Annotated in this window: 19 protein-coding genes and 3 pseudogenes; 16 read left to right on the top strand and 6 right to left on the bottom strand. The window is 60.2% G+C overall.

The window, feature by feature from the left end:
- The first annotated feature begins 86 nt into the window (after positions 1 to 86).
- The 4 genes and pseudogenes from LPU83_RS69745 to LPU83_RS69730 all read left to right on the top strand — a co-directional run bounded on the left by LPU83_RS69745 (position 87) and on the right by LPU83_RS69730 (position 4,714).
- On the top strand, positions 87 to 584 hold the full coding sequence (locus LPU83_RS69745; protein WP_024317505.1) for an Lrp/AsnC family transcriptional regulator: 498 nt from the start codon (positions 87 to 89) through the stop codon (positions 582 to 584).
- A gap of 119 nt (positions 585 to 703) precedes the next feature.
- A complete protein-coding gene (locus LPU83_RS69740; protein WP_024317504.1) occupies positions 704 to 2,200 on the top strand; it encodes an NAD-dependent succinate-semialdehyde dehydrogenase in 1,497 nt (498 codons plus the stop codon).
- 36 nt (positions 2,201 to 2,236) lie between these two features.
- Positions 2,237 to 3,617: pseudogene (locus LPU83_RS69735) on the top strand (aminotransferase).
- Between the two features lie 11 nt (positions 3,618 to 3,628).
- Complete coding sequence (locus LPU83_RS69730) at positions 3,629 to 4,714, top strand: alcohol dehydrogenase family protein (protein WP_024317503.1); 1,086 nt, start codon at positions 3,629 to 3,631, stop codon at positions 4,712 to 4,714.
- Between the two features lie 366 nt (positions 4,715 to 5,080).
- Here the strand turns inward: LPU83_RS69730 and LPU83_RS69725 are convergent, their stop codons facing one another.
- Positions 5,081 to 5,968 (bottom strand): LysR substrate-binding domain-containing protein, encoded by an 888-nt coding sequence (locus LPU83_RS69725; protein WP_024317502.1) that lies wholly within the window; start codon positions 5,966 to 5,968, stop codon positions 5,081 to 5,083.
- Positions 5,969 to 6,069: 101 nt separating this feature from the next.
- Between LPU83_RS69725 and LPU83_RS69720 the strand changes: the two genes are divergently transcribed.
- The 4 genes and pseudogenes from LPU83_RS69720 to LPU83_RS74955 form a co-directional block, all read left to right on the top strand.
- Positions 6,070 to 7,323 carry an aromatic ring-hydroxylating oxygenase subunit alpha gene (locus LPU83_RS69720; protein WP_024317501.1) on the top strand — a complete coding sequence of 418 codons (1,254 nt, stop codon included), beginning with the start codon at positions 6,070 to 6,072 and terminating at the stop codon, positions 7,321 to 7,323.
- Positions 7,313 to 8,395 (top strand): FAD-binding oxidoreductase, encoded by a 1,083-nt coding sequence (locus LPU83_RS69715; RefSeq protein ID WP_037071148.1) that lies wholly within the window; start codon positions 7,313 to 7,315, stop codon positions 8,393 to 8,395. The genes LPU83_RS69720 and LPU83_RS69715 overlap by 11 nt, the downstream gene beginning before the upstream one ends.
- A 45-nt stretch (positions 8,396 to 8,440) precedes the next feature.
- Positions 8,441 to 9,721: a M24 family metallopeptidase gene (locus LPU83_RS69710; RefSeq protein WP_024317499.1), complete on the top strand. Its 1,281-nt coding sequence runs from the start codon at positions 8,441 to 8,443 to the stop codon at positions 9,719 to 9,721.
- 7 nt (positions 9,722 to 9,728) lie between these two features.
- Positions 9,729 to 9,971 (top strand): annotated as a pseudogene (locus LPU83_RS74955) (dihydrodipicolinate synthase family protein); the annotation flags it as partial.
- A 292-nt stretch (positions 9,972 to 10,263) separates the two neighbouring features.
- On the opposite strand, the gene LPU83_RS69705 reads toward LPU83_RS74955, so the two are convergent.
- The 4 genes from LPU83_RS69705 to LPU83_RS69690 are packed head-to-tail and all read right to left on the bottom strand — an operon-like array spanning position 10,264 to position 14,715.
- Positions 10,264 to 11,205: an electron transfer flavoprotein subunit alpha/FixB family protein gene (locus LPU83_RS69705; protein WP_024317498.1), complete on the bottom strand. Its 942-nt coding sequence runs from the start codon at positions 11,203 to 11,205 to the stop codon at positions 10,264 to 10,266.
- Positions 11,206 to 11,229: 24 nt separating this feature from the next.
- Positions 11,230 to 11,991 (bottom strand): electron transfer flavoprotein subunit beta/FixA family protein, encoded by a 762-nt coding sequence (locus LPU83_RS69700; protein ID WP_040680962.1) that lies wholly within the window; start codon positions 11,989 to 11,991, stop codon positions 11,230 to 11,232.
- A gap of 42 nt (positions 11,992 to 12,033) precedes the next feature.
- Positions 12,034 to 12,624 carry a dimethylsulfoniopropionate lyase gene (locus tag LPU83_RS69695; RefSeq protein WP_024315973.1) on the bottom strand — a complete coding sequence of 197 codons (591 nt, stop codon included), beginning with the start codon at positions 12,622 to 12,624 and terminating at the stop codon, positions 12,034 to 12,036.
- A 54-nt stretch (positions 12,625 to 12,678) separates the two neighbouring features.
- Entirely contained in the window at positions 12,679 to 14,715 is a 2,037-nt protein-coding gene (locus LPU83_RS69690; RefSeq protein WP_024315972.1) for an NADH:flavin oxidoreductase, read from the bottom strand.
- 146 nt (positions 14,716 to 14,861) lie between these two features.
- Between LPU83_RS69690 and LPU83_RS69685 the strand changes: the two genes are divergently transcribed.
- The 8 genes and pseudogenes from LPU83_RS69685 (at position 14,862) to LPU83_RS69650 (ending at position 22,611) form a co-directional block, all read left to right on the top strand.
- Entirely contained in the window at positions 14,862 to 15,491 is a 630-nt protein-coding gene (locus LPU83_RS69685; protein ID WP_024315971.1) for a TetR/AcrR family transcriptional regulator, read from the top strand.
- 11 nt (positions 15,492 to 15,502) lie between these two features.
- Complete coding sequence (locus tag LPU83_RS69680; protein ID WP_024315970.1) at positions 15,503 to 16,297, top strand: pyrroline-5-carboxylate reductase family protein; 795 nt, start codon at positions 15,503 to 15,505, stop codon at positions 16,295 to 16,297.
- Between the two features lie 71 nt (positions 16,298 to 16,368).
- Entirely contained in the window at positions 16,369 to 17,370 is a 1,002-nt protein-coding gene (locus tag LPU83_RS69675) for an ABC transporter substrate-binding protein (RefSeq protein ID WP_024315969.1), read from the top strand.
- Positions 17,371 to 17,465: 95 nt separating this feature from the next.
- A complete protein-coding gene (locus LPU83_RS69670) occupies positions 17,466 to 18,353 on the top strand; it encodes an ABC transporter permease (RefSeq protein ID WP_024315968.1) in 888 nt (295 codons plus the stop codon).
- Positions 18,346 to 19,425, top strand: coding sequence for a quaternary amine ABC transporter ATP-binding protein (locus LPU83_RS69665; protein WP_024315967.1), 1,080 nt, complete (start codon positions 18,346 to 18,348; stop codon positions 19,423 to 19,425). The genes LPU83_RS69670 and LPU83_RS69665 overlap by 8 nt, the downstream gene beginning before the upstream one ends.
- 22 nt (positions 19,426 to 19,447) lie before the next feature.
- Positions 19,448 to 19,585 (top strand): annotated as a pseudogene (locus LPU83_RS69660) (DUF3422 domain-containing protein); the annotation flags it as partial.
- A gap of 36 nt (positions 19,586 to 19,621) precedes the next feature.
- Positions 19,622 to 21,607 (top strand): oxidoreductase, encoded by a 1,986-nt coding sequence (locus tag LPU83_RS69655; protein ID WP_024315966.1) that lies wholly within the window; start codon positions 19,622 to 19,624, stop codon positions 21,605 to 21,607.
- Between the two features lie 11 nt (positions 21,608 to 21,618).
- Positions 21,619 to 22,611, top strand: coding sequence for an Ldh family oxidoreductase (locus LPU83_RS69650; RefSeq protein WP_244656161.1), 993 nt, complete (start codon positions 21,619 to 21,621; stop codon positions 22,609 to 22,611).
- A 326-nt stretch (positions 22,612 to 22,937) separates the two neighbouring features.
- On the opposite strand, the gene LPU83_RS69645 is transcribed toward LPU83_RS69650, so the two are convergent.
- Positions 22,938 to 23,918 (bottom strand): ABC transporter ATP-binding protein, encoded by a 981-nt coding sequence (locus LPU83_RS69645; RefSeq protein ID WP_024315965.1) that lies wholly within the window; start codon positions 23,916 to 23,918, stop codon positions 22,938 to 22,940.
- Positions 23,919 to 23,921: the final 3 nt, after the last annotated feature.

Genomic DNA, 23,921 nt, shown 5'->3' with positions numbered 1-23,921 from the left:
TGAAAATCAGTTCAATTGACAATGGCAAAACACGCTTCCATTGTCTTTTCCTCGCTTTTGAAATGATTTGCAGCCCCGGGGAAGCCATGAAGCTAGACGCCATCGATTTGCGAATTCTCGATGCAATTCAGCGCGATGGACGCATCACCAAGCTAGCGCTGGCCGAAAAGGCCGGCCTTTCGCCGACCCCTTGCTGGATGCGGTTGCGAAAGCTCGAAAAAGCCGGCATCGTGACCGGTTATCACGCACGCATTGCGCTTCGCCGGATTGCGCCGGTGGCAAGCGTCATGGTCGAAATTACCCTCGCCAATCACCGCCAGAGCGATTTCGAACGCTTCGAGCGGGTGATCTCGGGCATTCCCGAGGTCATCGGCTGCTGGGGTGTGGGGGGTGGTGTCGACTACTTCTTGAAAATTGTGGCGCCCGATATCGACGCTTATCAGCGGCTGATTGATGGGCTTTTGGACCGCGAACTCGGTATTGCGCGCTATTTCACCTATATCGTCACCAAGACCGTCAAGGACGAACTGGTGCTCCCGGTCGTAGCCCTCGTGCAGGCCGGCGAAACGCAATCTGATTCATAGACAGATCGCGCGGTTGAAAAAGCAGCCTTAGACAATCTCTCTGTTTCGGCCACCCTTAAAGGACAAAATCTCGTCTCCTCTCGTGACAGACTTCCCCGTCGGCAACGAGGAGACAGGTTATGACTGCGGTTTTTGCCCGCCCCGATTTTCACCCTGCGGTTTCGCGCCTCAAGGACAGGCATCTGCTTCGCGACCTCGCCTATGTCGATGGCCGCTGGTCGGCTGGCGCCGGCAATAAGAGTTTCGAGGTCACGGATCCTGCAAGCGGCGCGACAATCGCCTGGGTTGCAAGCCTTGGCGCCGACGAGACCGCGGTTGCCATCGATGCAGCCGCCCGGGCGATGCCCGCATGGCGTGCCTTGCTGCCGCAGGAGCGGGCCCGGATCCTGAGAAAATGGTATGAGCTGATACTTGCGGCCAAGGATGATCTTTCGCTCATCATGACGCTTGAACAGGGAAAGCCGGTGTCTGAATCTCGGGGCGAGATCGACTACGCGGCATCTTTCATCGAGTGGTACGCCGAAGAGGGCAAGCGGCTGAACGCCGAAAACGTGACGAGCCATTTACCGGGCGCGGAGATGATCGTGCGCCGCGAAGCGCTCGGTGTCGTAGGCATTGTCACCCCTTGGAATTTCCCTTGCGCAATGATCACCCGAAAGGCGGCGGCGGCACTTGCTGCCGGCTGCACCGTCGTTGCCCATCCCTCCTCGGAAACGCCGCTATCGGCACTTGCCCTTGCCGAACTCGGCGAGCGCGCCGGTCTTCCTGCCGGCGTCTTTAACGTCATCACAGGCGATGCTGCCTCCATCGTCGGGCGCATGTGCGAGGACGAACGTGTGCGCGCAATCAGCTTCACCGGCTCGACCGGCGTTGGCCGGCTGATCGCGGCGCAATGCGCTGCGACGATGAAGAGGCTCGTCATGGAACTTGGCGGCCATGCCCCGCTGATCATTTTCGAGGATGCCGACATCGACCACGCCGCAAGAATCGCGATCGACGCTAAGTTTGCGACATCAGGCCAGGATTGCCTCGCTGCCAACCGCATCTTCGTCCACCGTTCGATCGCAACGCGTTTCGAGGAAGCCTTTGCCGCGCGCATCAAGGCGCTGAAGGTCGCAGACGGGCTCTCGCCGGGTGCTGCGATCGGCCCGCTCATGCATGAGCGGGCCGTCATGAAGGTCGAAGAACAGGTCGACGACGCCGTAAAGCGCGGCGCAAAGCTTGTCACCGGCGGCAGACGCCACAAGGCAGGCAAGCTGTTCTTCGAGCCGACGCTTTTGACGAACGTCCCTGCCGATGCGTTGATCATGCGCGAGGAGACCTTCGGCCCGGTGGCCGCCATCACGCTCTTTGATACGGAAGAAGACGTCGTCGCCAGGGCCAATGATACCCAATACGGTCTGGTCGCCTACGTCGTCACCGGCAATGGTGCAAGGCAGATGCGGCTTGGCCGCGCGCTCGAATACGGCATGGTTGCCATCAACCGGGTGAAGATCACAGGCGGACCGATCCCCTTCGGAGGCTGGAAACAGTCCGGCCTGGGCCGCGAGGGATCGCGCCATGGCATCGAGGCTTTCACCGAACTCAAATATCTCTGCATCGACACCGCCGCCTGAGGCCGGCTCCCAATCAATAGATCAAGGACGACTGCCATGTTGGAAAGAAGCAACGAACTCAACGCCTGGGACCGGGACCATTTCTTCCACCCATCGACGCATATGGGCATGCATGCGCGCGGCGAGACGCCGACGCGCGTCATCGGCTCGGGCGAAGGCGCCTACATCACCGATATCGACGGCCGTACCAGCCTTGACGCCTTTGCCGGGCTCTATTGTGTGAACGTCGGCTACGGCCGCCAGAAAATTGCCGACGCGATCGCCAACCAGGCAACGAACCTTGCCTATTACCATGCCTATGTCGGTCACGGCACCGAAGCCTCGATCAGGCTGTCGAAGATGATCATCGACCGCGCTCCGAAAGGCATGAGCCGCGTCTATTTCGGTCTTTCCGGCTCTGACGCGAATGAAACCAACATCAAGCTGATCTGGTACTACAACAACATTCTTGGCCGGCCAGAGAAGAAGAAAATCATTTCGCGCTGGCGCGGCTACCACGGGTCCGGCGTGATGACGGGGTCGCTGACCGGGCTCGAGCTCTTTCATAATGCCTTCGACCTGCCGCGTGCACCGATCCTTCACACCGAGGCACCCTACTATTTCCGCCGCCCTGATCGCTTAATGAACGAAGAGCAGTTCTCGCAATATTGCGCTGACAAGCTTGAAGAGATGATCCTTGCCGAAGGACCCGATACTGTGGCCGCCTTCATTGGTGAGCCGATCCTCGGAACCGGTGGTATCGTGCCGCCGCCGAAGGGTTACTGGCAGAAGATCCAGGCCGTTCTCGACAAATACGACATCCTCCTCGTCGCCGACGAAGTGGTGACCGGTTTCGGCCGCCTCGGCACCATGTTCGGCTCGGACCACTACGGCATGGAGCCCGGCCTCATTACCATCGCCAAGGGCTTGACGTCGGCCTATGCGCCGCTTTCGGGCACGATTGTCTCCGACAAGGTCTGGCATGTGCTGGTCCAGGGCTCGGATCAGATGGGTGCCATTGGCCACGGATGGACCTACTCGGCGCATCCGATCTGCGCTGCGGCAGGCATTGCCAATCTCGAGCTTATCGACGAGCTCGACCTCGTAAACAACGCAGGCGACACGGGAGCCTATTTCCGCGGTGAGCTCGCCAAGGCTCTCGGCTCCCACAAGCATGTCGGTGACGTGCGCGGCGACGGGCTGATGGCGGCGGTTGAATTCGTGGAAGACAAGGACGATCGCAAGTTCTTCGATACCTCCCGCAAGATCGGCCCGCAGATCGCGGCTGCCCTTCTCGAGCGGGGCGTGATCGGTCGCGCCATGCCCCAGGGAGATATCCTCGGCTTTGCAACCGCCGCTTTGCCTGACCCGCGAGGAAGCGGACATCGTCGTTAAGGCAGCAGCGGGCGCAATCGATGCCGTTTTCAAATCAGTTTGAGGAAATATCCGATGACCATCGTTCCGAAGACCATGGCGGCCGTCCAGCTGACAGGGCACGGTGACCTCGACAAGCTGGTCTACCGCGCCGACGTCGCCGTCCCTCACCCGGCTGCCGGTGAAGTATTGATCAAGGTGTCGGCCTGCGGCATGAACAATACCGATGTATGGGTGCGCCAGGGTGCCTATGGTAGCGAAGATGACCCCGCTGCCGTTTCTACTTGGCGGCGGCAGAAAAACACGCTCACCTTTCCACGCATTCAGGGCACGGACGCGGTCGGCCACATTGTCGCGGTCGGTGACGGCGTGGAAGAGGCGCGCCTTGGCGAGCGGGTGATGGTCGATTTTTCAATCTACAATCGCGACGACGACAGTCTGGCCGACATCGACTATATGGGCCATGGCCGCGATGGCGGTTATGCGGAGTTCATGACGCTGCCGGCCGAAAATGCCCATGTCATTGCAACGGACCTCAGTGATATCGAGCTTGCTACGTTTTGCTGCGCCTATCTGACCGGCGAACGCATGCTGGAACGGGCGCGTCTGGCAGCAGGAGAACGCGTCTTCGTCACCGGCGCATCGGGTGGTGTCGGTTCGGCGATCATCCAGCTTGCCCGCGCCCGTGGTGCGATCCCGATCGCGCTGACGGCGCCCGGCAAGGAGCAAGCCTTGATCGACATCGGTGCAGAGGCGGTCGTTATCCGTGGCGGAGACCTGGTTGCTGATGTTCACAAAGCCTGCCTTGGTCAGCCGATCGACGTCGTCGCCGACCTGGTCGGAGGATCGATCTTCAATGACCTCCTTAAGATACTAAAGCCTGAAGGCCGGTACACGACGGCCGGCGCGATCGCAGGGCCGGTCGTCCAGATCGACCTTCGTACGATGTACCTGAAGCAACTGGAGCTGCATGGGTCGAGCCAGGGCAGCCGCGCCGATTTCCGGCGGCTTGTGAGCTATATCGAAGCCAAGAAAATCCGGCCGTTGGTCGCGGGCGTCTACCCGCTCTCAGAGTTCCACCGCGCTCAGCGCGACTTCATGGCGAAGAACTTCGTCGGAAAGCTGGTCGTGCGACCGGACCCCCGCAGGACCGTTTCCTAGGCGGCGGCCATCATACGGGGTCTGCCGACAGCGGATGGTGTCTGATCGCCGAGAAACAATCGGGGGCATCGCTTGTCTCGGTTCGTCCTCGCCGGGGCACGCGCTCGGGCGATTGATCGCAATGACCTGAAAGGTCGCTCCGTTCGATCCGTCGGCCGAGCGCATCATCGGGAACATCACCCGCGAATATCGACGCAGCCCCGGATCAGGCATTTTCCCTCTCGAGGCAGGCCATGATGGCAATGGATTCGCACACGACGAATTCGCCGTTTGTCAGCGTTGTCACCTTCCCGCCGGATTGAGGACAACATAGTCCGGCGTCTTGCTCTGACCCTTGGCCGGATCAAGGCGTATAGCCTCCCGACTTCAACGATGAAGGGCAGCGGTCAGCCATTTAGCAGCATGGTCCGCAGCGATGGTTCGACGCATCCTGAGAGGAAGAAGCACGTTGTAATGATCATCTGCCGCAAGCTCTGATTCACCGAGCTCTACAAGCGTCCCATCATCGAGAAACGTTTGGATAAGAAGCCGCCAGCCCAAGGCCACGCCCTGGCCTGCCCGAGCGGCTGCGATCGTTTCCGTGTAGTGGTTGAAACGCAGCGAGGGCTTGACGCTCAACGAACGTCCGGTCTTCTCGACCCAGCTCGCCCAAGACAGCCAGGAACGATCCTGTGCATCGGTTTCGATAAACTCATCCAACGCCGAGAGTTCCGGCGAGCGCCGGGCGCGCATGTACTCTGGCGAGCAAACAGGAACGACGGCGTCGTTCTGTGAAGCGATGACCGTTCCGTCGCTGAAAGGCGGCGTCCCATAGCGGATCGCTATATCGATGTCTCCCGCGTTCAAATCGATGCGAGTGTCCTGCGAGACGACACGAATCTGTATTCCAGCGTTTTCCCGTCGGAAGTGCGCTAGACGTGGAAGAAGCCAGAAGGATGAAAACGCGACCGTTGCGCCAATTGTGACGACGTCCTTCTCAGACGAGCGGATGGACTGGATCGTATCAGCGATGTTCGCAAAACTCTGCGCGAGGGACGTCCCCAAGCAAAGGCAGGCTGCAGTTGGTTCGATCGCGCGGTGTTTGCGCACGAACATCGGCTGCTCGAGCTCCGCCTCCAGACCCGCAATCTGACGACTGACCGCGGCCTGGGTGACGCCTAGCTCGGCCGCGGCCAAAGTGAAACTCTTCCGACGGATGACGGCTTCCAGCGTCATGAGTGCCGTCAGTGATGGAATTCGCCTTCGGTAATCCATTCGCGCTCCATTACTTAAAGTCATGCGAATTGGAAAATTAATGCCGTTGAAGCGGCCTCCATGCAAGGGCAAACTAGCGTTGTCCAGCATAAGAGGTCATCATGCTAAACAGGCTCCCTTCCTCCATCTCAGCTCTCCTTGAAGCTCGTGCCCATGGTCACTCCCTGCCGGCGGGCCTCTATACTCGAGACGACGTCTTCGACGCCGACATCGATGTATTCTTCCACAAGCACTGGATCTGCGTGGGCCTGGACTGCGATGTTCCCGAACCTGGTGATGCGACCGTGATCGACATCGGCAAAACAAGCCTGATTGTGCTGCGTGACGACGACGGCGAGATCCGCGTACTTCACAACGTCTGTCGCCATCGCGGCTCCCGTCTGCTCGATCCCGGAAAGACCATCGTGTCAAAGCTGGTCTGCCCATACCACACCTGGACATACGAGCTGACCGGCGAACTCAGCTACGCGCCGCACATGGGCAAGGACTTGGACAAGAACTGCCACAGCCTGAAGCCCGTAAACTTCAAGTCCATCGGCGGCCTGATCTATGTCTGCCTCTGCGACGATCCGCCGACGGATATCGCAAACCTCGAGCAGACCATGATCGAGCGTCTTGCCCCCTACGACATCCGAAATGCGAAGATCGCCCATCACACAGACGTCATCGAGGACGGCAACTGGAAGCTCACGATGGAGAACAATCGCGAGTGCTACCACTGCTCCGCCAACCATCCTGAGCTTTGTGTGTCGTTCGTCGATCTCGACTTCGGCTTTGACCCGGAGACCCTCGGCCCCGAGGATCGCGAGCAGGCAGAGGAGCATTTCCGGCTCTACGACGAGAAGACGAAGGCTTGGGAGGCCGACGGCTTCCCATCCGCTGCTGTGGAACAGATGGCCGACTGCGCGACCAACTTTCGGACCCAGCGCCTGATCATCGCCGGTGCGGGCGAATCCCAGACCCATGACGCCACGGCTGCGTCGTCCAAGCTACTCGGCAGTATGACCCGTAAAGATCTCGGCGATACCCACCTTTGGGGTCACAATAGCTGGAACCACTTCATGGGTGACCATGCGGTTGTTGCGACCGTCATCCCGCTTTCTGCCGGTAAGACCCTCGTCAGGACGAAGTGGCTTGTCCACAAAGACGCCGTCGAGGGCAAGGATTACGACCTCGACAAGCTAACCGATGTTTGGATCGCAACGACAGACCAGGACGCAGACCTTGTCGCGCGTTCGCATGCCGGCGCACTCGATCCGGCTTATCAGCCTGGTCCCTACTCGCCGTTCTCGGAAACAAACCTGGACAAATTTGCGAATTGGTACATCGATCGGATGCGCGCTCATGGGTATTGATTTCGCACATGGCGGTATGGTCGCCCAACAGGCCTGGGACCGCGAGCACGACGAAAACCTGGTCTGCATTGACGTCCATCAGGAAACGCACGACGTGAGAAGCTTCACGTTCGCGTCGCCAGAAGGCAAGCGCTTCGACTTCGACGCTGGCCAGTACTTTCTGTTCGACTTTCCGGCGGGGGACGGCAGCGAGGCGCGATGCTATAGCATCTCGTCGTCGCCTCATCGCTCAAACGCCTTCACCGTCACGGTTAAGCGGGTTCCCGGTGGCAAGGTCTCGAACTGGCTTCACGACAACATGACCAACGGCACGACCGTGAAGGCTCAGGGTCCTCTTGGTCACTTCGTTCGGCCGAGACGCGCAGGCACCAAGCTGCTGCTGCTTTCGGGTGGCTCTGGCATAACGCCCGTGATGTCGATCGTCCGTGGACTGGCGGATAGCTGCGAACCGGCCGACGTGGTCTTCATGCATGCTTCGAGGACGCCGCTCGACCTGATTTTCCGCACGGAGTTGTCCTGTCTGGCCACGCGGATGAAAGGGCTGCGTCTCCATTTCCTTCCTGAAAGCGTAAATGGCGAGTTGGCCTGGCCCGGACTGACGGGGCGCATCACGCCGGAGTTTATGAAACTGGCCGTGCCGGACATCGCGGACCGAGTGGTGATGTGCTGCGGACCGGCTCCCTTCATGGCAGCCGCACGTTCCATCTCGGCGGACCTCGGCGTGTCCCCAGTCAACTACATCGAAGAGAGCTTCGACGCCGCCGTCATCGACGAACCCGGGCTCCTGGTGGAGGAAGTCGCCGCGAACAAGGTGTTTCAGGTCGAGTTCACCAAACAAAGCCGCAAGATTGACGTATCGAGCGAGCAGACCGTGCTGTCCGCGGCGAAGAAGTCGGGCGCGCGGCTTCCGTCGTCCTGTTCGAATGGCGTCTGTGGGACCTGCAAATCGAAGCTCGTTTCAGGCTCGGTTGAGATGAACCATAACGGTGGAATAAGGCAGCGCGAGATCGACGCCGGCATGTTCCTCCCCTGTTGCTCCAAGCCGCTCAGCGATCTGGTTGTCGATCGCTGAGCGACGCACCCCGTAGGCATTTCGATATCTCAAGGAACCACTCATATGCTACGTGGCGACGACAACTCTTCGCAGCCCGGCAACTCGACCGTCTTTAAGGACGAGCGCAAGCAGGCATATCTCAACCCGGAAGGTGCCGACCGTCCCCTTATCAGTCCGATCCCCGCAGTCACGCTCGACACGGCCAGGAAATACCGCCTCGGCCGCTTGCGGGCGAAGATGAAGGATTGGGACTGTTCCGCCTTGCTCCTGTACGACCCGGTCAACATCCGCTATGCGCTCGACTCGTCGAACATGAGCATCTGGACGATGCATAACCCGTCCCGATATGCGCTGATCCTTGCAGATGGCCCCGCGATCATGTTCGAATTCGAAGGAGCCGAACATGCCAACACCGGCCTTCCTGGGATTGACGAAGTCAGGACCGCCAGATCCTTCCTTTTCTTCACGGCCGGAAACCTCGCCGAGCACAGGATGCGGGACTGGGCGGACGAGCTTGCCAGCATCATCCAGTCGCACGGCGGCAACGCTAAGGTCGCAGTGGACCGTCTGGAGCCCGCGCCCGCGGCCGAGCTGAGAAAGCGTGGATTCGCGCTGCTTGATGGTCAGGCGCTGGCGGAGCGGGCACGGTCGATCAAAAGCCCGGAAGAGATCGAGCTTATGCGTTGGACTATCCGGGTGTGCGAAGCCGGAATGGCACGCATGTACGAGGCTTCGGAACCGGGCCGCACCGAGCGCGAGATCTGGGCGGAGCTTCATTTCGAGAATTCGCGCAGCGGTGGCGAGTGGCTTGAGACCAAGCTGCTAACCGCCGGCCCGCGGACCAATCCCTGGTATCAGGAGTGCTCCGACTACGTCATCAAGCGCGGCGAAATGATCGCCTTCGACACCGACATGATCGGGCCTTTTGGATACTGCGCCGACCTATCTCGGTCCTGGACGTGCGGCCACGTGGCGATGAACGACAAACAAAAGGAGTTGTACTCGGCAGCCAGATCGCAGATCGAGCACAATCTTTCCATCATCCAACCCGGTTTGTCGTTTGTCGAGTTCAACGAGAAAAGCTGGCAGATCCCTGAAAAATACATCCCTTACCGCTACAGCTTGGCTGTGCACGGGACGGGCATGGCCGACGAGTGGCCGGGAATCCTGCTCCATCCCGACTTTGACGACGGCTTCAGCGGCGTCATCGAGGAGAACATGGTTCTGAACGTCGAAAGCCTCATCGCAGAGGATGGTTCCGAAAGCATCAAGCTCGAGACCCAGGTTCTCGTCACCGCGAATGGAGCCGAACGCCTCGACACCTTCCCTTGGGAAGAACCCTGAGCGCCATTGGGATGACGCCAATTTCGCGCCTCGGACGTGCGTGGAAGTCGTGAACGCGGCGGCAAAAGGCGATTTTGTGGACGTGCGCAAGCTTTGGAGCCTTCTTGAGGCGTCGATGAACCTCATCTGGGAAGGGGACTACGTTCAGTCGGTATACGCGGCGTGCGAGCTGATCGGATACGGCGTCGGCTCGCCGAGAAAACCATTGCGCGCCCTTCCCGCCGAGCGCCTTGCGGTGCAGGACAGGTCTTCGTGGCATCCAGGCTTCCCAGTCGCGCGCCGGCAGCCACGATACGTTGCTCCGCAGCGCTGCCTCCGTTCAAGTCTCTGCGAGACGTCGGATACGACAGAATTCGCTAGCAACGGAACCGACGGGGAGAGCAACGCCTTCGCCATCTCTGCCAGGAAGGAATCCACCGCATGGGGTCGCGCCCTGCCCGCTCGTCCATCTTTGACAAGGACGGACCGGGCGTCGTCTGCGTTTAGCCAAGCTGAACCAGGTGTCGGGGTCTGCCCCATTTCTCGCCTCTCGAAAAGCGCCGCTAGATCGCCTTGACCAGTTCCGGCAGGGCCTCGAACAGATCGGCGACGAGACCGTAGTCGGCAACCTGGAAGATCGGGGCCTCTTCGTCCTTGTTGATGGCGACGATGACCTTCGAATCCTTCATGCCGGCGAGGTGCTGGATGGCGCCCGAGATGCCGCAGGCGATGTAGAGATCAGGTGCCACGACCTTGCCGGTCTGGCCGACCTGCCAGTCGTTCGGGGCATAACCGGCATCGACGGCAGCGCGCGAGGCGCCGACGGCGGCACCGAGCTTGTCGGCGACCGGCAGGATGACCTCCCTGAACTTTTCGGCAGAGCCGAGCGCCCGGCCACCGGAGATGATGATCTTCGCCGAGGTCAGTTCCGGACGGTCGGAGGCCGACAGCGCGTCCTTGACAAAGGTCGACAGACCCGGGTTGGCGGCGGCCGCAATGGTTTCGACCGGGGCGGAACCGCCTTCGGCCGCTGCAGCAAACGAGGCGGTGCGCACGGTGATGACGCGTCTGGCGTCGGTCGCCTGTACCGTCTGGATGGCATTACCGGCATAGATCGGCCGCTTGAAGGTATCGGCCGAGACCACCTCGATGATCTCGGAGACCTGGGCGACGTCGAGGAGGGCGGCCACGCGCGGCATGACGTTCTTGCCGGTCGAGGTGGCGGCGGCGATGATCGTGTCGTAGCTGCCGGAAAGCTGGACGATCAGCGCCGCCAGGGGCTCGGCCAGATTGTTGGCAAGGCTTGCATCCTCGGCAACCAGCACCTTGGAGACACCGGAGAGCTTGGCTGCCTGCTCGGCTGCTGCCTTGGCGCCGGCGCCGGCGACCAGCACGTGCACGTCGCTTGCCTGTTCCTTGGCAATCTTCGATGCCGCCGTCAGCGTCTTGGCGGTCTGGTCGGAAAGGTGGTTGCCGTCGTGATCAGCCAGAAGAAGAATGGCCATGGATATATCTTCCTTTCTCGAACCTTAGAGGACGCCTGCTTCGACTTTAAGCTTTTCGACCAGCTCGGCGACCGACTTGACCTTGACGCCGGCCTTGCGGCCGGACGGCTCCTCGGTCTTCAACACCTTGAGGCGCGGTTCGGTGGAGACGCCGAAATCGGCAGGAGCCTTCTTGTCGAGCGGCTTCTTCTTCGCCTTCATGATGTTCGGCAGCGAGGCGTAGCGCGGCTCGTTCAGACGCAGATCCGTGGTGACGACGGCCGGCAGCTTGATCTCGATCGTCTGCAGGCCGCCATCGACTTCGCGGGTCACCTGAGCCTTGCCCCCAGGACCAGGGACTTCGATCTCGATCTTCGAGGCAAACGTCGCCTGCGCCGTGCCGAGGAGGGCCGCCAGCATCTGGCCGGTCTGGTTCGAGTCGTCATCGATTGCCTGCTTGCCTGTGACGATGAGGCCCGGCTGCTCGGCATCGACGACGCCCTTGAGGATCTTGGCAACCGCAAGCGGCTCTAGCGTCTCGTCGGTCTCGACGAGGATGGCGCGGTCAGCACCCATGGCAAGCGCGGTGCGCAGCGTTTCCTCGGCCTTGGCAGGACCGATCGACACGACGATCACTTCGTCGGCCTTGCCGGCTTCCCTCAGCCGCAGCGCCTCCTCGACCGAGATCTCGTCGAACGGGTTCATCGACATCTTCACGTTCGTAAGCTCGACGCCTGTGCCATCCGGCTTCACGCGGATCTTCACGTTGTAGTCAACCACCCGCTTCACGGGGACGAGAATTTTCATGGGGACCCCTTTTTGTATTTCCTGTTGCCTCGTTAGCTGGTCCTAAGCGCATAACGCCCAGAACGCGAAGAGTGGCGTGTTTAAGGACCGCATGGCGTGTTTGATGTTCGGGAGATTGTAGAAGGTTCCTCCCTTTCCCGGTGCAAACCAGGCACTATCCCCCTGTCGAAACTCGCCGTCGGATAGAACGAGGTATGTTTCTTCCGGAGCGTGATTGTGGTCAGGATAGCGCACGCCCGGCGCCATGAGAGTGACGCCCAGCCACACGTCGTCCCGGTCCTCCAGCCCGCCGGGGCCGACGATCACTGCGTTGGCGTGGCCATCGACGAAGTTCTCACTCGCAGTGTCGTCGTATTTGCTACGGCGCCTCCATTTAAGGCGCGGCTCCAAGGCCTCGAAGCGTCCAAGCATATGCTGCAGCAGAGGGTCGTCGACCTTAAGAGCCAATGCCTCGGGTAGCCATTCGCAGACAGGAAGCCGGCTGCCGGTCCCGTGCTTCTCGACGCCCTTGTGCTCCAATAGACCGAAGATCTCGAGGATCGAGCGGCGACCGTTGAGGTCCTCGACCTGCCTGTCGAAGACCGCGAAGGCCGCATCGATGAAAAGCTGAAGATCCGCGCTTCTTTCAATCATGTTGTCGTTCTGCCTAAGGGGGACGGCGGCCGGGAGGGACACCGGCCGATCAGATCAAAGATCCTTCGCGATTCTGAGCCCATCGTAGATCGCAGCATGGGTGTTGCGGGCTGCGACCGCGTCGCCGATCCGGAAGAGCTGGAACTGTCCGTCCGGATTGCGGACGACCGACTGCGGCTTGCCGGAGAGGAGCTGGTCGTACGACGCCTCGCCAAGATTTTTAGAGAGAGGCTTGAGTTCAAAGTATAACTCGTCCAGCGGGATCGTGCCATGATTGACCACGATCTGGTCGACGACACGCTGCTTGGCAACGCCGCCGTAGTCGCTACCCACCTTGGCGACGATCTGGTTGCCGGTCTTTTCCGCCGATTCCAGCCGGAACGTGACAGTGAATGTCACGTCGAGCTTCTGCAGCGAACGCATGTAGGGTACCAGGTTCATCGCCATGACTTCAGGAGCGAACGATCGGTCGGGCGTCATGATCTCGACCCTGGCGCCCGCCTTGGCCAAGAATTCCGCCGCCTGAAGACCTGCGTGGTCGCCGGCGTCGTCGAAGACGAGGACGTTCGATCCCGGCTTAACATCGCCGGAGATGATGTCCCACGAGGAAACGACCAGTTCGTTACCTATCGACAGCACGTCCGTGTGCGGGAGACCGCCTGTCGCGATGATGACCACGTCGGGGTTTTCCGCAGTGATCGTGTCGCCCTCGGCCCAGGTGTTGAATTGGAAGGTGACGCCGAGCTTTTCGCACTGGCTCATACGCCAATCGATGATGCTTATCATCTCCCTGCGACGCTCGCTTTGCGCGGTCAGCCTGATCTGTCCGCCCGGATTGTTCGCGGCTTCGAAGACGACAACCTCGTGGCCGCGCTCGGCCGCCACGCGTGCAGCTTCAAGACCGGCCGGGCCCGCACCGACGATCACGACCTTCTTGCGGACCTCCGCCTTCTGGACAATGTGAGGCATCGTCTCCTCGCGGCCAGTCGCCGCATTATGAATGCAGAACGCCATGCCGCCTTGGTAGATGCGATCCAGACAGTAGTTCGCTCCAACGCACGGGCGGATGTCGTCTTCGCGCTTCTCGATAATCTTACGGACGATGTGCGGGTCCGTCATGTGGGCTCGCGTCATCCCCACCATGTCCACCTTCCCCGCCGCGATCGCATGACGGGCGGTGGCTACATCTTGAATCTTCGCCGCGTGGAACGTCGGAAAGTTCGTCGCCGCACGAATCTCTCCAGCGAAATCGAGATGCGGCGAGTTGGCCATGCCCTGGATGGGAATAACGTCTGTGAGACCCGCATCGGTATCGATATGGCCGCGGATGACGTTGAGGTAGTCGATCAGACCGCTGTCACGCAGGCGCTTCGAGATCTCGATGCCTTCCGCCTTTCCCGTGCCGCCGGGAAGACATTCATCAGCGGTATAGCGAACGCCCAGAATGAATTCGTCGCCGACCCTGTCGCGTATCGCCTTGAAGACGTCGAGACAGAAGCGCATGCGGTTCTCGATCGATCCGCCGTATGGACCGTCGAGTTCATTGGTGAGCGGAGACGTGAACTGATCGATCAGATGGCCGTAAGCCTCAAGTTCGACGCCGTCCATGCCCCCGACCTTCATGCGTTCGGCCGCATCAGCGAAGTCTTTTATGATGCGTTCGATATCCCAGTCTTCGATCTTCTTCGGAAACGCCCTGTGCGAGGCCTCGCGATGGTGGGACGGAGCGACGACCGGCAGCCAGTCGCCCTTGTCCCAGCGGGTACGCCGGCCGAGATGGGTGAGCTGGATCATGATGGCGGCGCCCTGCTCGTGCACGGCATCGGTCATTTCCCTGACCCACGGAACGATCTCGTCCTTGTAGGCGAGCAGGTTGTTGAAGACTGGTGGGCTGTCTCGAGAAACTGCGGCCGATCCTGCAGTCATCGTCAACGCCACGCCGCCTTTCGCCCTTTCGACCGTGTATGCGCGATATCGCTCCTTGGGCATGCCATCCTCCGGATAGGCCGGCTCGTGCGAGGTGACGATGATGCGATTGCGCAGTTTGAGATGCTTGAGCTGATAAGGCTGGAGAAGAGGATCGTTCGACATGTGCCCGGGCTCCGGATTAGGTATGCAACGGGACGCTAAACATTAATGTACACATGTGTCAACTGAAGAAAACACCGAGGTCATCTATGTTGACACAAATGTACATTTTTGTTGTGCAAGCTTTTGCGATTTGCTACGAGACATCCATGGATCAGAGTGTGAACGACAGCGGTTGGCGCGGATCACAAGACGGGTGGCTGGAAGCGGCCTACGACTCTTTGTTGGAGTCCGGCGTCGATTCCGTGAAGATTCTGCCCCTTGCCAAGAAGCTCAACCTCTCCAGAACGAGCTTCTATTGGTTCTTCAAGGACCGGGAGGAACTGTTGAGCGCGCTCGTCTCACGTTGGCGGGACAAGAACACGGGCGGCATCGTCAAGCAGTCGGAAGCTTATGCGGAGAGCTTGGCGGAAGCGATGCTCAACGTCTTCGACTGCTGGCTGGACCAGACGCTTTTCGACAGCAAGTTCGAGTTCGCGGTCCGAAGCTGGGCCCTTCAGTCCGAAGAAATTCAGGCGGAGGTTCACAACGCCGACCGGACGAGAATGGAAGCAATCGCGACCATGCTCAGACGCTTCGGCCTTCCCGCAAATTCCGCGGACGTGCGGGCGCGTACAACATATTTGGTTCAGATCGGATACATCTCGATGCAGTCTAACGAATCCATCGCAGTTCGCATGAAACGGATTCCCGAATACATCGCCATCTACACAGGCGAAATACCCGCGCGACGAGAACTGGATCGCTTCTACGCGAGACACGGATACAAGCCGGACTAGGAAGGATCGAAATGAGCGGTTCACTGCGCATTGGTGTGATTGGTGGGGCCGGCTGGCTCGGCGGAGCCATTGCCGGCGCAGTCCTCGACGCAGGCGTCGTCAAGGCATCTGATCTCGCCCTATCCTACCGCCGCGAGAAGCCTGGAATCCTTCCGGATGCGTTCTGGACCGCCGACAACCAGGAACTGGCGGACCGATCCGACGTCATCATTCTCTCAGTGCGGCCACAGGACTGGCGCTCTTTGAAGGTCGATGCATGTGGGAAGCTCGTCATATCGGTGATGGCCGGCATCAGGCTCTCCTCCCTTTGTAACAACCACCAGACTGAAAGAGCGGTCCGTACGCTTCCCAACGCGGCCGCAGAGGTCGGACTTTCCTACACGCCCTGGGTGGCGAGCCCCAATGTTCGCGAAGACGATCGCACGATCGTGCGGGCCATCTTCGAGGCATGCGGGGTCCAGGACGAAGTCGCCAGCGAATCTCAAATAGACTACCTGACGGGCCTCAGTGGCTCCGGACCGGCTTTCCCCGCTCTACTGGCCTTAGCGATGATCGAGCATGCCAAGGGCCAGGGGCTTTCCGCCGAAGTCGCCCATAGGGCCGTCGTGACCGTTCTTAAGGGTGCGGGCCGTCTCATGGAACGACGGGAAGAGTGTCCCAGCGACGTTGTCCGAACGTTTGTCGACTATCGCGGGACGACCGCGGCAGCGATCGAGGAGATGCGCGCATCAGGCTTCAACGACGCAGTCTCAAGGGGACTGTCGGCTGCATTTCAGAAATCGGTGAGTATGGGAGACGCTTCCTAACGGCCGTGGGGCGGGTTTTCGCGGCAGCCCGCCCGCCCAAGTAAATGCCGCAAGAAAAAAAGGGAACGAGAATGAAAAAACTATTGGCATCAACGTGCATGATGTTCGGGCTGCTCGCAGTGGCCTCTCATGCGAACGCCGCCGACTGCGGCTCCCTGACGATCGCCAGCATGAACTGGCAGAGCGCCGAGGTTCTTTCCAATCTCGACAAGATCATCCTCAACGAAGGATATGGCTGCCAGGCTGAGATCACCGTCGGCGATACCGTTCCGACGATCACCTCGATGGCCGAGAAGGGTGAACCGGACATAGCTCCGGAAGCCTGGATCGATCTTCTTCCGGATGTCGTGAAGAAGGGCACTGACGAAGGCCGCATCGTCAAGGTCGGGTCGCCTCTCCCCGATGGCGGGGTCCAGGGTTGGTGGATCCCGAAATATCTTGCGGACGCACATCCAGACCTGAAGACAATCCCCGATATGCTCAAGCACCCGGAATTGTTCCCTGATGCGGAAGATTCGTCCAAGGGCGCAATTTACAACGGCCCGCAAGGCTGGGGCGGCACGGTTGTCACCTCACAGCTTTACAAAGCCTTCGATGCAGAAAAAGCCGGCTTCAAGCTTGTTGATACGGGCTCGGCCGCCGGCCTCGACGGCTCGATTGCAAAGGCCTACGAGCGCAAGGAAGGCTGGGTTGGATACTATTGGGCACCGACCGCTTTGCTTGGAAAGTATGAGATGGTGAAACTCGGGGCCGGCGTTCCGGCCGACGCTGCCGAGTGGAAACGCTGCAACACGGTCGCTGATTGCGCAGATCCGAAGCCGAACGCCTGGCCGACCGACACGATCGTGACACTCGTCGCAAAGCCCTTCTCCGAAAAAGCTGGTCCTGACGTCATGGCTTACCTCGGGAAGCGCGCCTGGAGCAACGACACCGTCAACAAACTGATGGCCTGGATGAGCGACAATCAGGCGAGCGGGGAAGACGGCGCGAAGCACTTCCTGAAGGAAAACAAGGACATCTGGACCAAGTGGGTGTCCGAGGACGCGGCGAAGAAGATCGAAGCTTCGCTCTAGTTCCGTGCTGAGGCGGTGTGTGCCGTGCGCGCCGCCTCTTCGAGCTCAGAAAATTGAAAAGACGTGTGACGGCTCTTTCAGAGAAAGGGAACCGAATGGAATGGTTTTACAAATTCCCGCATATGAATGACGACAGCCTGCGTGATCTCAAGAAGGCGATCGACGACGGCTTTCGGGCGTTCACGCGTGCCTACGGCGATGCGATCGAAGGCCTCTTCTCCCCTCTGCAGCACTTCCTGCTCGCCGTCGACCGGTTCATGACGCAGACGCCGTGGCCGATCATAACGGCGCTGATCCTCGTGATCGCGTGGCTCGCGAGCCGCAGTCTCAAGATCATGCTGGGCTGTCTGGTGACGCTCCTCCTGATCGGCTATTTCGATATGTGGGAAGACACGATGCGGACGGTCGCGATGATCTTCGTGTGCACTGTTCTGTCCATCGCGATCGGCCTTCCGATCGGCATCCTGATGGCCCGCTCCGACCGGTTCCAGCGGATCGTGAATCCCATTCTCGACGTCATGCAGACGATGCCGAGCTTCGTCTATCTCATTCCGGTCGTCATGTTGCTGGGGATCGGCCGCGTGCCGGGACTGATTGCCGTCGTCATCTATGCAATCCCGCCGATGATCCGCCTGACCGACCTCGGCATCCGACTCGTGGACAAGGACGTTCTCGAGGCCGCCGACGCCTTTGGGGTCTCCAACTCCCAACGGCTTTTCAAGGTCCAGTTGCCGCTGGCGCTCCCGACCATCATGGCCGGCATCAACCAGACGATCATGATGGCCCTGGCTATGGTGGTCATAGCGTCGATGATCGGTGTGCAGGGTCTCGGCCAGCCGGTTCTCAAGGCGATCGCCAACCAGTACTTCACACTCGGCATCTTCAACGGCCTTGCCATCGTGGGCATCGCAATCATCTTCGACAGGGTCAGCCAGGCGTATGGCAAGCGGCTCCAGAAACACCGGGAGATCGTCCATGGCTGATCATCGTTTCGGCGGCATCAAAATCCGAAATCTGTACAAGATCTTTGGACCGGAAGCTTCCAAGCACATCCATGCGGTGAAGCAGGGCATGACAAAGTCAGAGCTCAACCAGGTGCATGGACACGTGCTGGGTTTACGTGACATCAACATCGAGATTCCATCGGGCCGCATTCAGGTCATTATGGGTCTATCCGGCTCGGGAAAATCGACGCTCATCCGTCACATCAATCGTCTGATTGATCCGACAGCCGGCGAGGTTCTGGTCGATGGCGTCGACGTCGTGACGATGAACGAGACCGAGCTCAGACACTTCCGCCGTCATCAGACGGCGATGGTGTTCCAGAAGTTCGCGCTGATGCCTCATCGCAACGTCCTCGACAACACCGTCTTCGGTCTCGAAGTGCAAGGGATCGATCGCGCCAAGGCAGTCGATGTCGCAATGAGATGGTTGGAACGCGTCGGCCTCAAGGGGTTCGAGCAGAAGTATCCGAACCAGCTCTCTGGTGGCATGCAGCAGCGCGTCGGCCTGGCCCGCGCACTGTCCAACGACGCCCCTGTGCTGTTGATGGACGAAGCCTACTCCGCGCTCGATCCCTTGATCAGAACGGACATGCAGACGGTCCTCCTCGATATCCAGAAGGAGATCAAGAAGACGATCGTCTTCATCACCCACGATCTCGACGAGGCCCTTCGACTGGGTGACCAGATCGCCATCCTCCGGGATGGAAAGGTCATCCAGCAAGGAACGAGCCAGGATATCGTCCTGCGACCAGCCGACGAATACGTCGCGAGCTTCGTCAAGGAGGTCAACAGGGGGCGTGTTGTGCAGGTCGAAGCGATCATGCAACCCTGGTCCACCGGCGCTTCGCCAGGCCGGACCACGGTGGCGGCGGGATCGACGGTCGAAGAGGCTGTTCGCAAGCTTGCCTCGGCCCCGGAAGGCGATGTCACCGTCATATCGGCCTCCGGCCAGCCGGTCGGCGTCGTCACGTTGCGCCAGCTCGCCACCGCAATGGTGAATTCCCATGGCGAAGCCGAAGGGAGCTCCGACCCCCTCGTCGCGTCGCTCTAAACTCTAGGGAAAGTGGCCGCAGATGCCGCTCCGATCCGAACATCGTCTGCGCAGGGAACTTCACAACGGGCTCCAAGCGCGGCCATCCCTATACTTCGACGGCGATACCGACGTCTGGCACGTGGCGGTAGTCGGCGAGAACGGTCCACCGCCGATCCCGACATTGATTACACCGCACGCATCTCGAGGATAGATGATGTCTAAGCTGTTTCCACGTCTGAATTCACCCGTCGGACTTCGAGGACGCACGCTGCGAAACCGTATCGTGTTCGGGGCGCATACGGCCAACATGGCCCGTGACGGGATGCCGACAGAACAGCACGTCGCCTACTATGCAGAGCGAGCAATCGGCGGTGCCGCGATGATCGTCGTCGAGCCAATGCCCGTCCACCCGGCCGCGGTGCTAACTCGGGGCAACTTCCGCCCCGGCGACGACGCGGTCGTTCCGCACTTCAAGAGCGTGACCGCGGCGATCAAGAACAACGGCGCCGTCGCCATCCAGCAGCTCTACCATGTCGGAGCTCATGGAGACTCCGACAACTCCTACCATGCCCACTGGTCACCGTCGGGTCTTCCAAGCTACCATGACAGCGACGGATCGCATCCGATGAGCAAGGCCGAGATATGGGAGACCATAAGGGGATTCGTCGATGCGGCGAGGCGCTGTCGCGACGCCGGTTTCGATGGCGTCGAGGTCTGGGCGGCCTACCTGGGTCTCGTCGAGCAGTTCTGGACGCCCTGGTCGAACCGGAGAGAGGACGAATGGGGCGGCTCAATTGAGAACCGTACGCGGTTCTCGCGCGCGATCATGGAAGGGATCAGAGCTGAATGCGGCCCCGAATTCATCATCGGGCTGGCCATCAGCGACGAACCCGATCATAGCGTCACCCTATCCCGTGATGACCTAGCCGAGATCGTCGCGCTGCACGACGAGCTTAGTCTGGTGGACTACGTCACATGCGGCTCGGGAGGGTATCTCGACTTCCATAAGCTCATGCCGACCTTCGTCTATCCGGAAAAGCTGGGCGCCGACCTGGCCGCCACGATCAAGAGGTCGGTCAGGCACGCCCTGGTCATCGCGGAGAGCCACATCAGGACGCCGGAGAATGGCGAGACCGTCCTTGGCGAAGGAGCGTGCGACCTCGTCTCCATCGTTCGCGGCCAGATCGCCGATCCCCATCTTGCGCGAAAGGCTGGAGACGATCATCCGGAGGACATTCGTGGCTGCATATCCTGCAATCAGATGTGCTGGGGACGTCGCTCGCGCGACTATTGGATAAGCTGTCTCATCAATCCATCGGCAGGCCGTGAGCATCTCTGGGGCGGCGACCGTTTCACGCCCTCCAACGATCCAAAGCGCGTTCTGGTCGTCGGCGCCGGCCCGGCCGGCCTCGAGGCGGCACGAGCCTCGGCAGAGCGAGGTCACCATGTGATCCTGGCGGAGGCCTCCAGTCGGCTGGGCGGCAACTTCCTGCTCGCCGGCATGCAGCCGCGCCGCGCACAAATCCTTGATCTGATCGAATGGTACGACCGACAGCTCACCAAGCTGCAGGTCGATGTACGATTGAACACTTATGTCGACGCCGCCGACATCGAGGATCTGGGCGTCGACGTCGTGATCATGGCGACGGGCTCCTATTCGCCTGAGACCGGATTTCAGAAGGCCCTGCCCGCGGTCGAAGCACTGCCGGGTATTGAGAAAGGAAATGTCTTCACAGTCGAAGCGGTCATGGCGAGACAGGCAAGACCGGGAAAGCGGGTCTTGCTTTTGGACGAAGGTGGAGGATGGCGCGGCGGCGGCACGGCATGGAAACTCGCCGAAGATGGTCACACCGTCACCATCCTGTCGCCGGATCCGTTGATTGGGAAGGAGTTGCTGCGGACCACCGCAGATGTTCCTCTTCGAAAGGCGCTGAGGAAGCTCGGCGTGACTTGGCACCTCGAAGTCAGCGTGACGGAATGGCACGGCAACGGTGTCACGTTGCTCGATCACAATACAGGAGAGACCCAGTTCGTCGAAGGCGACTGCCTTGTCCTGGCGACCACCAACCTTCCCGCGAACTGGCTCGCTGAAGAGGTTCGCCCCACTGGCCGGCAGATGATCGAGATCGGTGATTGCGCGGCGCCACGGCAGGCTCCGTATGCATTCTACGAAGGCAGGAAGGCGGCTCTCGCGCTATGATGCAGGACACCATGACAACGCTTTCGGCAGATGAAGCCGCAAAGCTCGCGACCGGCGCCTGCATTGCATGCGGGGCCAGCCCTGCCATGGCGGCTTCGCTCGTCACCGCCACTCTTTCGGCGGCCCGTTTCGGGCACAAAGATCTCGGATTTCCTCACTTGATGGATTACCTGGAGGCGTTAAAGGCTGGCCGCATCAATGGAAACGCGCGACCCAGCATACGGCCGGTCCTCCCCGCGTTCGTTCACGCCGATGCAGACGGCGGCATCGCCCAGCTACCGTTCGACCTGGCCTACGACGACTTCCGCAAGAGGGTATGCACTTTCGGCGTGGCCTTGTACTCCCAGAAAAACAGCTACACTGCCGGCGAGCTCGGCTACTACGTCAGGCGACTTGCGCTCGATGGGATCGTGTCAATCGCCGTCGCCAACGGCCCCGCCCTCATGACGACCGCGGGGTCAGGAACGAGAGTCTACTGCACGAACCCGATCGCGTTTGGCGTGCCGACGGGCGCCGGGCAGGCCCCTGTTGTCATCGATCAGGCATCCAGTGCCACCGCGTTTGTCAGGGTGAAACGAGCCGCCGATCTGCATCAGGAGATTCCGGAAGGGTGGGCAGTCGATCGATCCGGCCAGCCGACGACTGATGCGCGCGAGGCAATCGAGGGTGCGCTTCTCCCCTTCGGCGGCTACAAGGGCGCCAACATCGCGCTGATCGTCGAACTTCTGGCCGCCGGCCTTACTGGTTCCTCCTGGTCGATGGACGGTGCGGACTTCCTCACCGGAGACCGCTCGCCAGACACTGGGATGACGATCATCGCGATTGCGCCCACCGCCGCTGACAAAGGTTTTTCACAACGCGTCCGAACACATGTCGAGCGCCTGACGGACGTCGGCGTCCACGTTCCAACGCAGAGCGTAGAAACAGACTGCGAGACATCGGATCTGGAAGTTTCCGAGGGTCACTTGAGGGTTCTCCGAGAGATAGTGTTCGACGCATGCTAAATTAGTCGCGCGCCCTCTTTCCCTTCGCGGGGCTTCGCTCGAAGGACCATCCGGCGAGTAGCTCGTGGACGTTCTTCGCGTCAATTTTGAACGCGCAGGTCACACTCAATCGAAGTGCAAACCACGTCACAAGCAAACTGGGGCACTCTGGTGATGTTGATGAGCCCGGTGGTGCTGACGGCAAGCGGCGAGCCGCCCGTCAGACCGTCACTTTTGACTTGAATTTTTCTTGGGCAAGCTTGCCCCCTCGCACGGATCCGCGATCATCGCGGCGTGTCGATGCACCGAGCGACTATGACCGCGTCTCAAGCCCGCTCGTCGCCATGTCAGGAAAACCTGTGCTCCTTGCCGTTCGAAGGTGACGCAAACAGCGTTTCTCCGATCGAAATCGGGCGATCGCCATCCGTGCGAACGACCAGCGATGGCAGGTCAGGGACGTCAAGATAGACAACGGTGTCTGCACCGAGCCTTTCGATGTGCCGCACGACACCACGCCACTTTCCCTCCATCGTAGAAAGCGAAATGTGCTCAGGGCGCACGCCATAGGTCCGGCATCCTTCCCGTGCGGCAACCTCCCCCTCGAAAACATTCATTTTGGGTGAGCCGATAAAGCCGGCAACGAACGGGGTGGCCGGATGGTTGTAGAGTGTCATCGGCGTTCCGATCTGCTCGATCCTCCCACCGTCGAGAACGACGATCTTGTCGGCCATGGTCATCGCCTCGACCTGGTCATGGGTGACGTAGATCATCGTCGCGCCGAGCTTGGCGTGGAGTTCGGTGAGTTCGATGCGCATTTGCGAGCGCAAAGAAGCGTCGAGGTTGGACAGCGGCTCATCGAACAGGAAGACTTTTGGATTTCGGATGATGGCCCGACCGATTGCGACGCGCTGGCGCTGTCCGCCAGACAGTGCCTTTGGCTTTCGATCCAGCAGATGGGAAAGCTGAAGAATGTCGGCGGTCTGCTTGACCTTCTCGGCGATCTCCGCCTTGGGGCGTTTGGCAAGCGACAGGCCGAAGCCGATGTTTTCGCCAACCGTCAGATGCGGGTAGAGCGCATAGGATTGAAAGACCATGGCGATACCGCGCTTTGAAGGTTCGGCGTCGGTCACGTCCTTGCCACCGATGAATACCTTTCCCGAACTCGATGTTTCAAGTCCTGAAATGATCCTCAGCAAAGTCGACTTTCCGCAGCCTGAAGGACCGACGAATACGCAGAACTCTCCTGCATCCACCGTCAGATCGACACCCTTCATCACATCCAGGCTGCCGAAGCTCTTGCGGACATTTTCAAGCACTACGCTTGTCATGGC

It is taken from the genome of Rhizobium favelukesii, from assembly GCF_000577275.2.
Lineage (GTDB): Bacteria > Pseudomonadota > Alphaproteobacteria > Rhizobiales > Rhizobiaceae > Rhizobium > Rhizobium favelukesii.
Note: the sequence above shows the minus strand (reverse complement) of the source record. Positions and strands in the feature narration are given on the sequence as shown.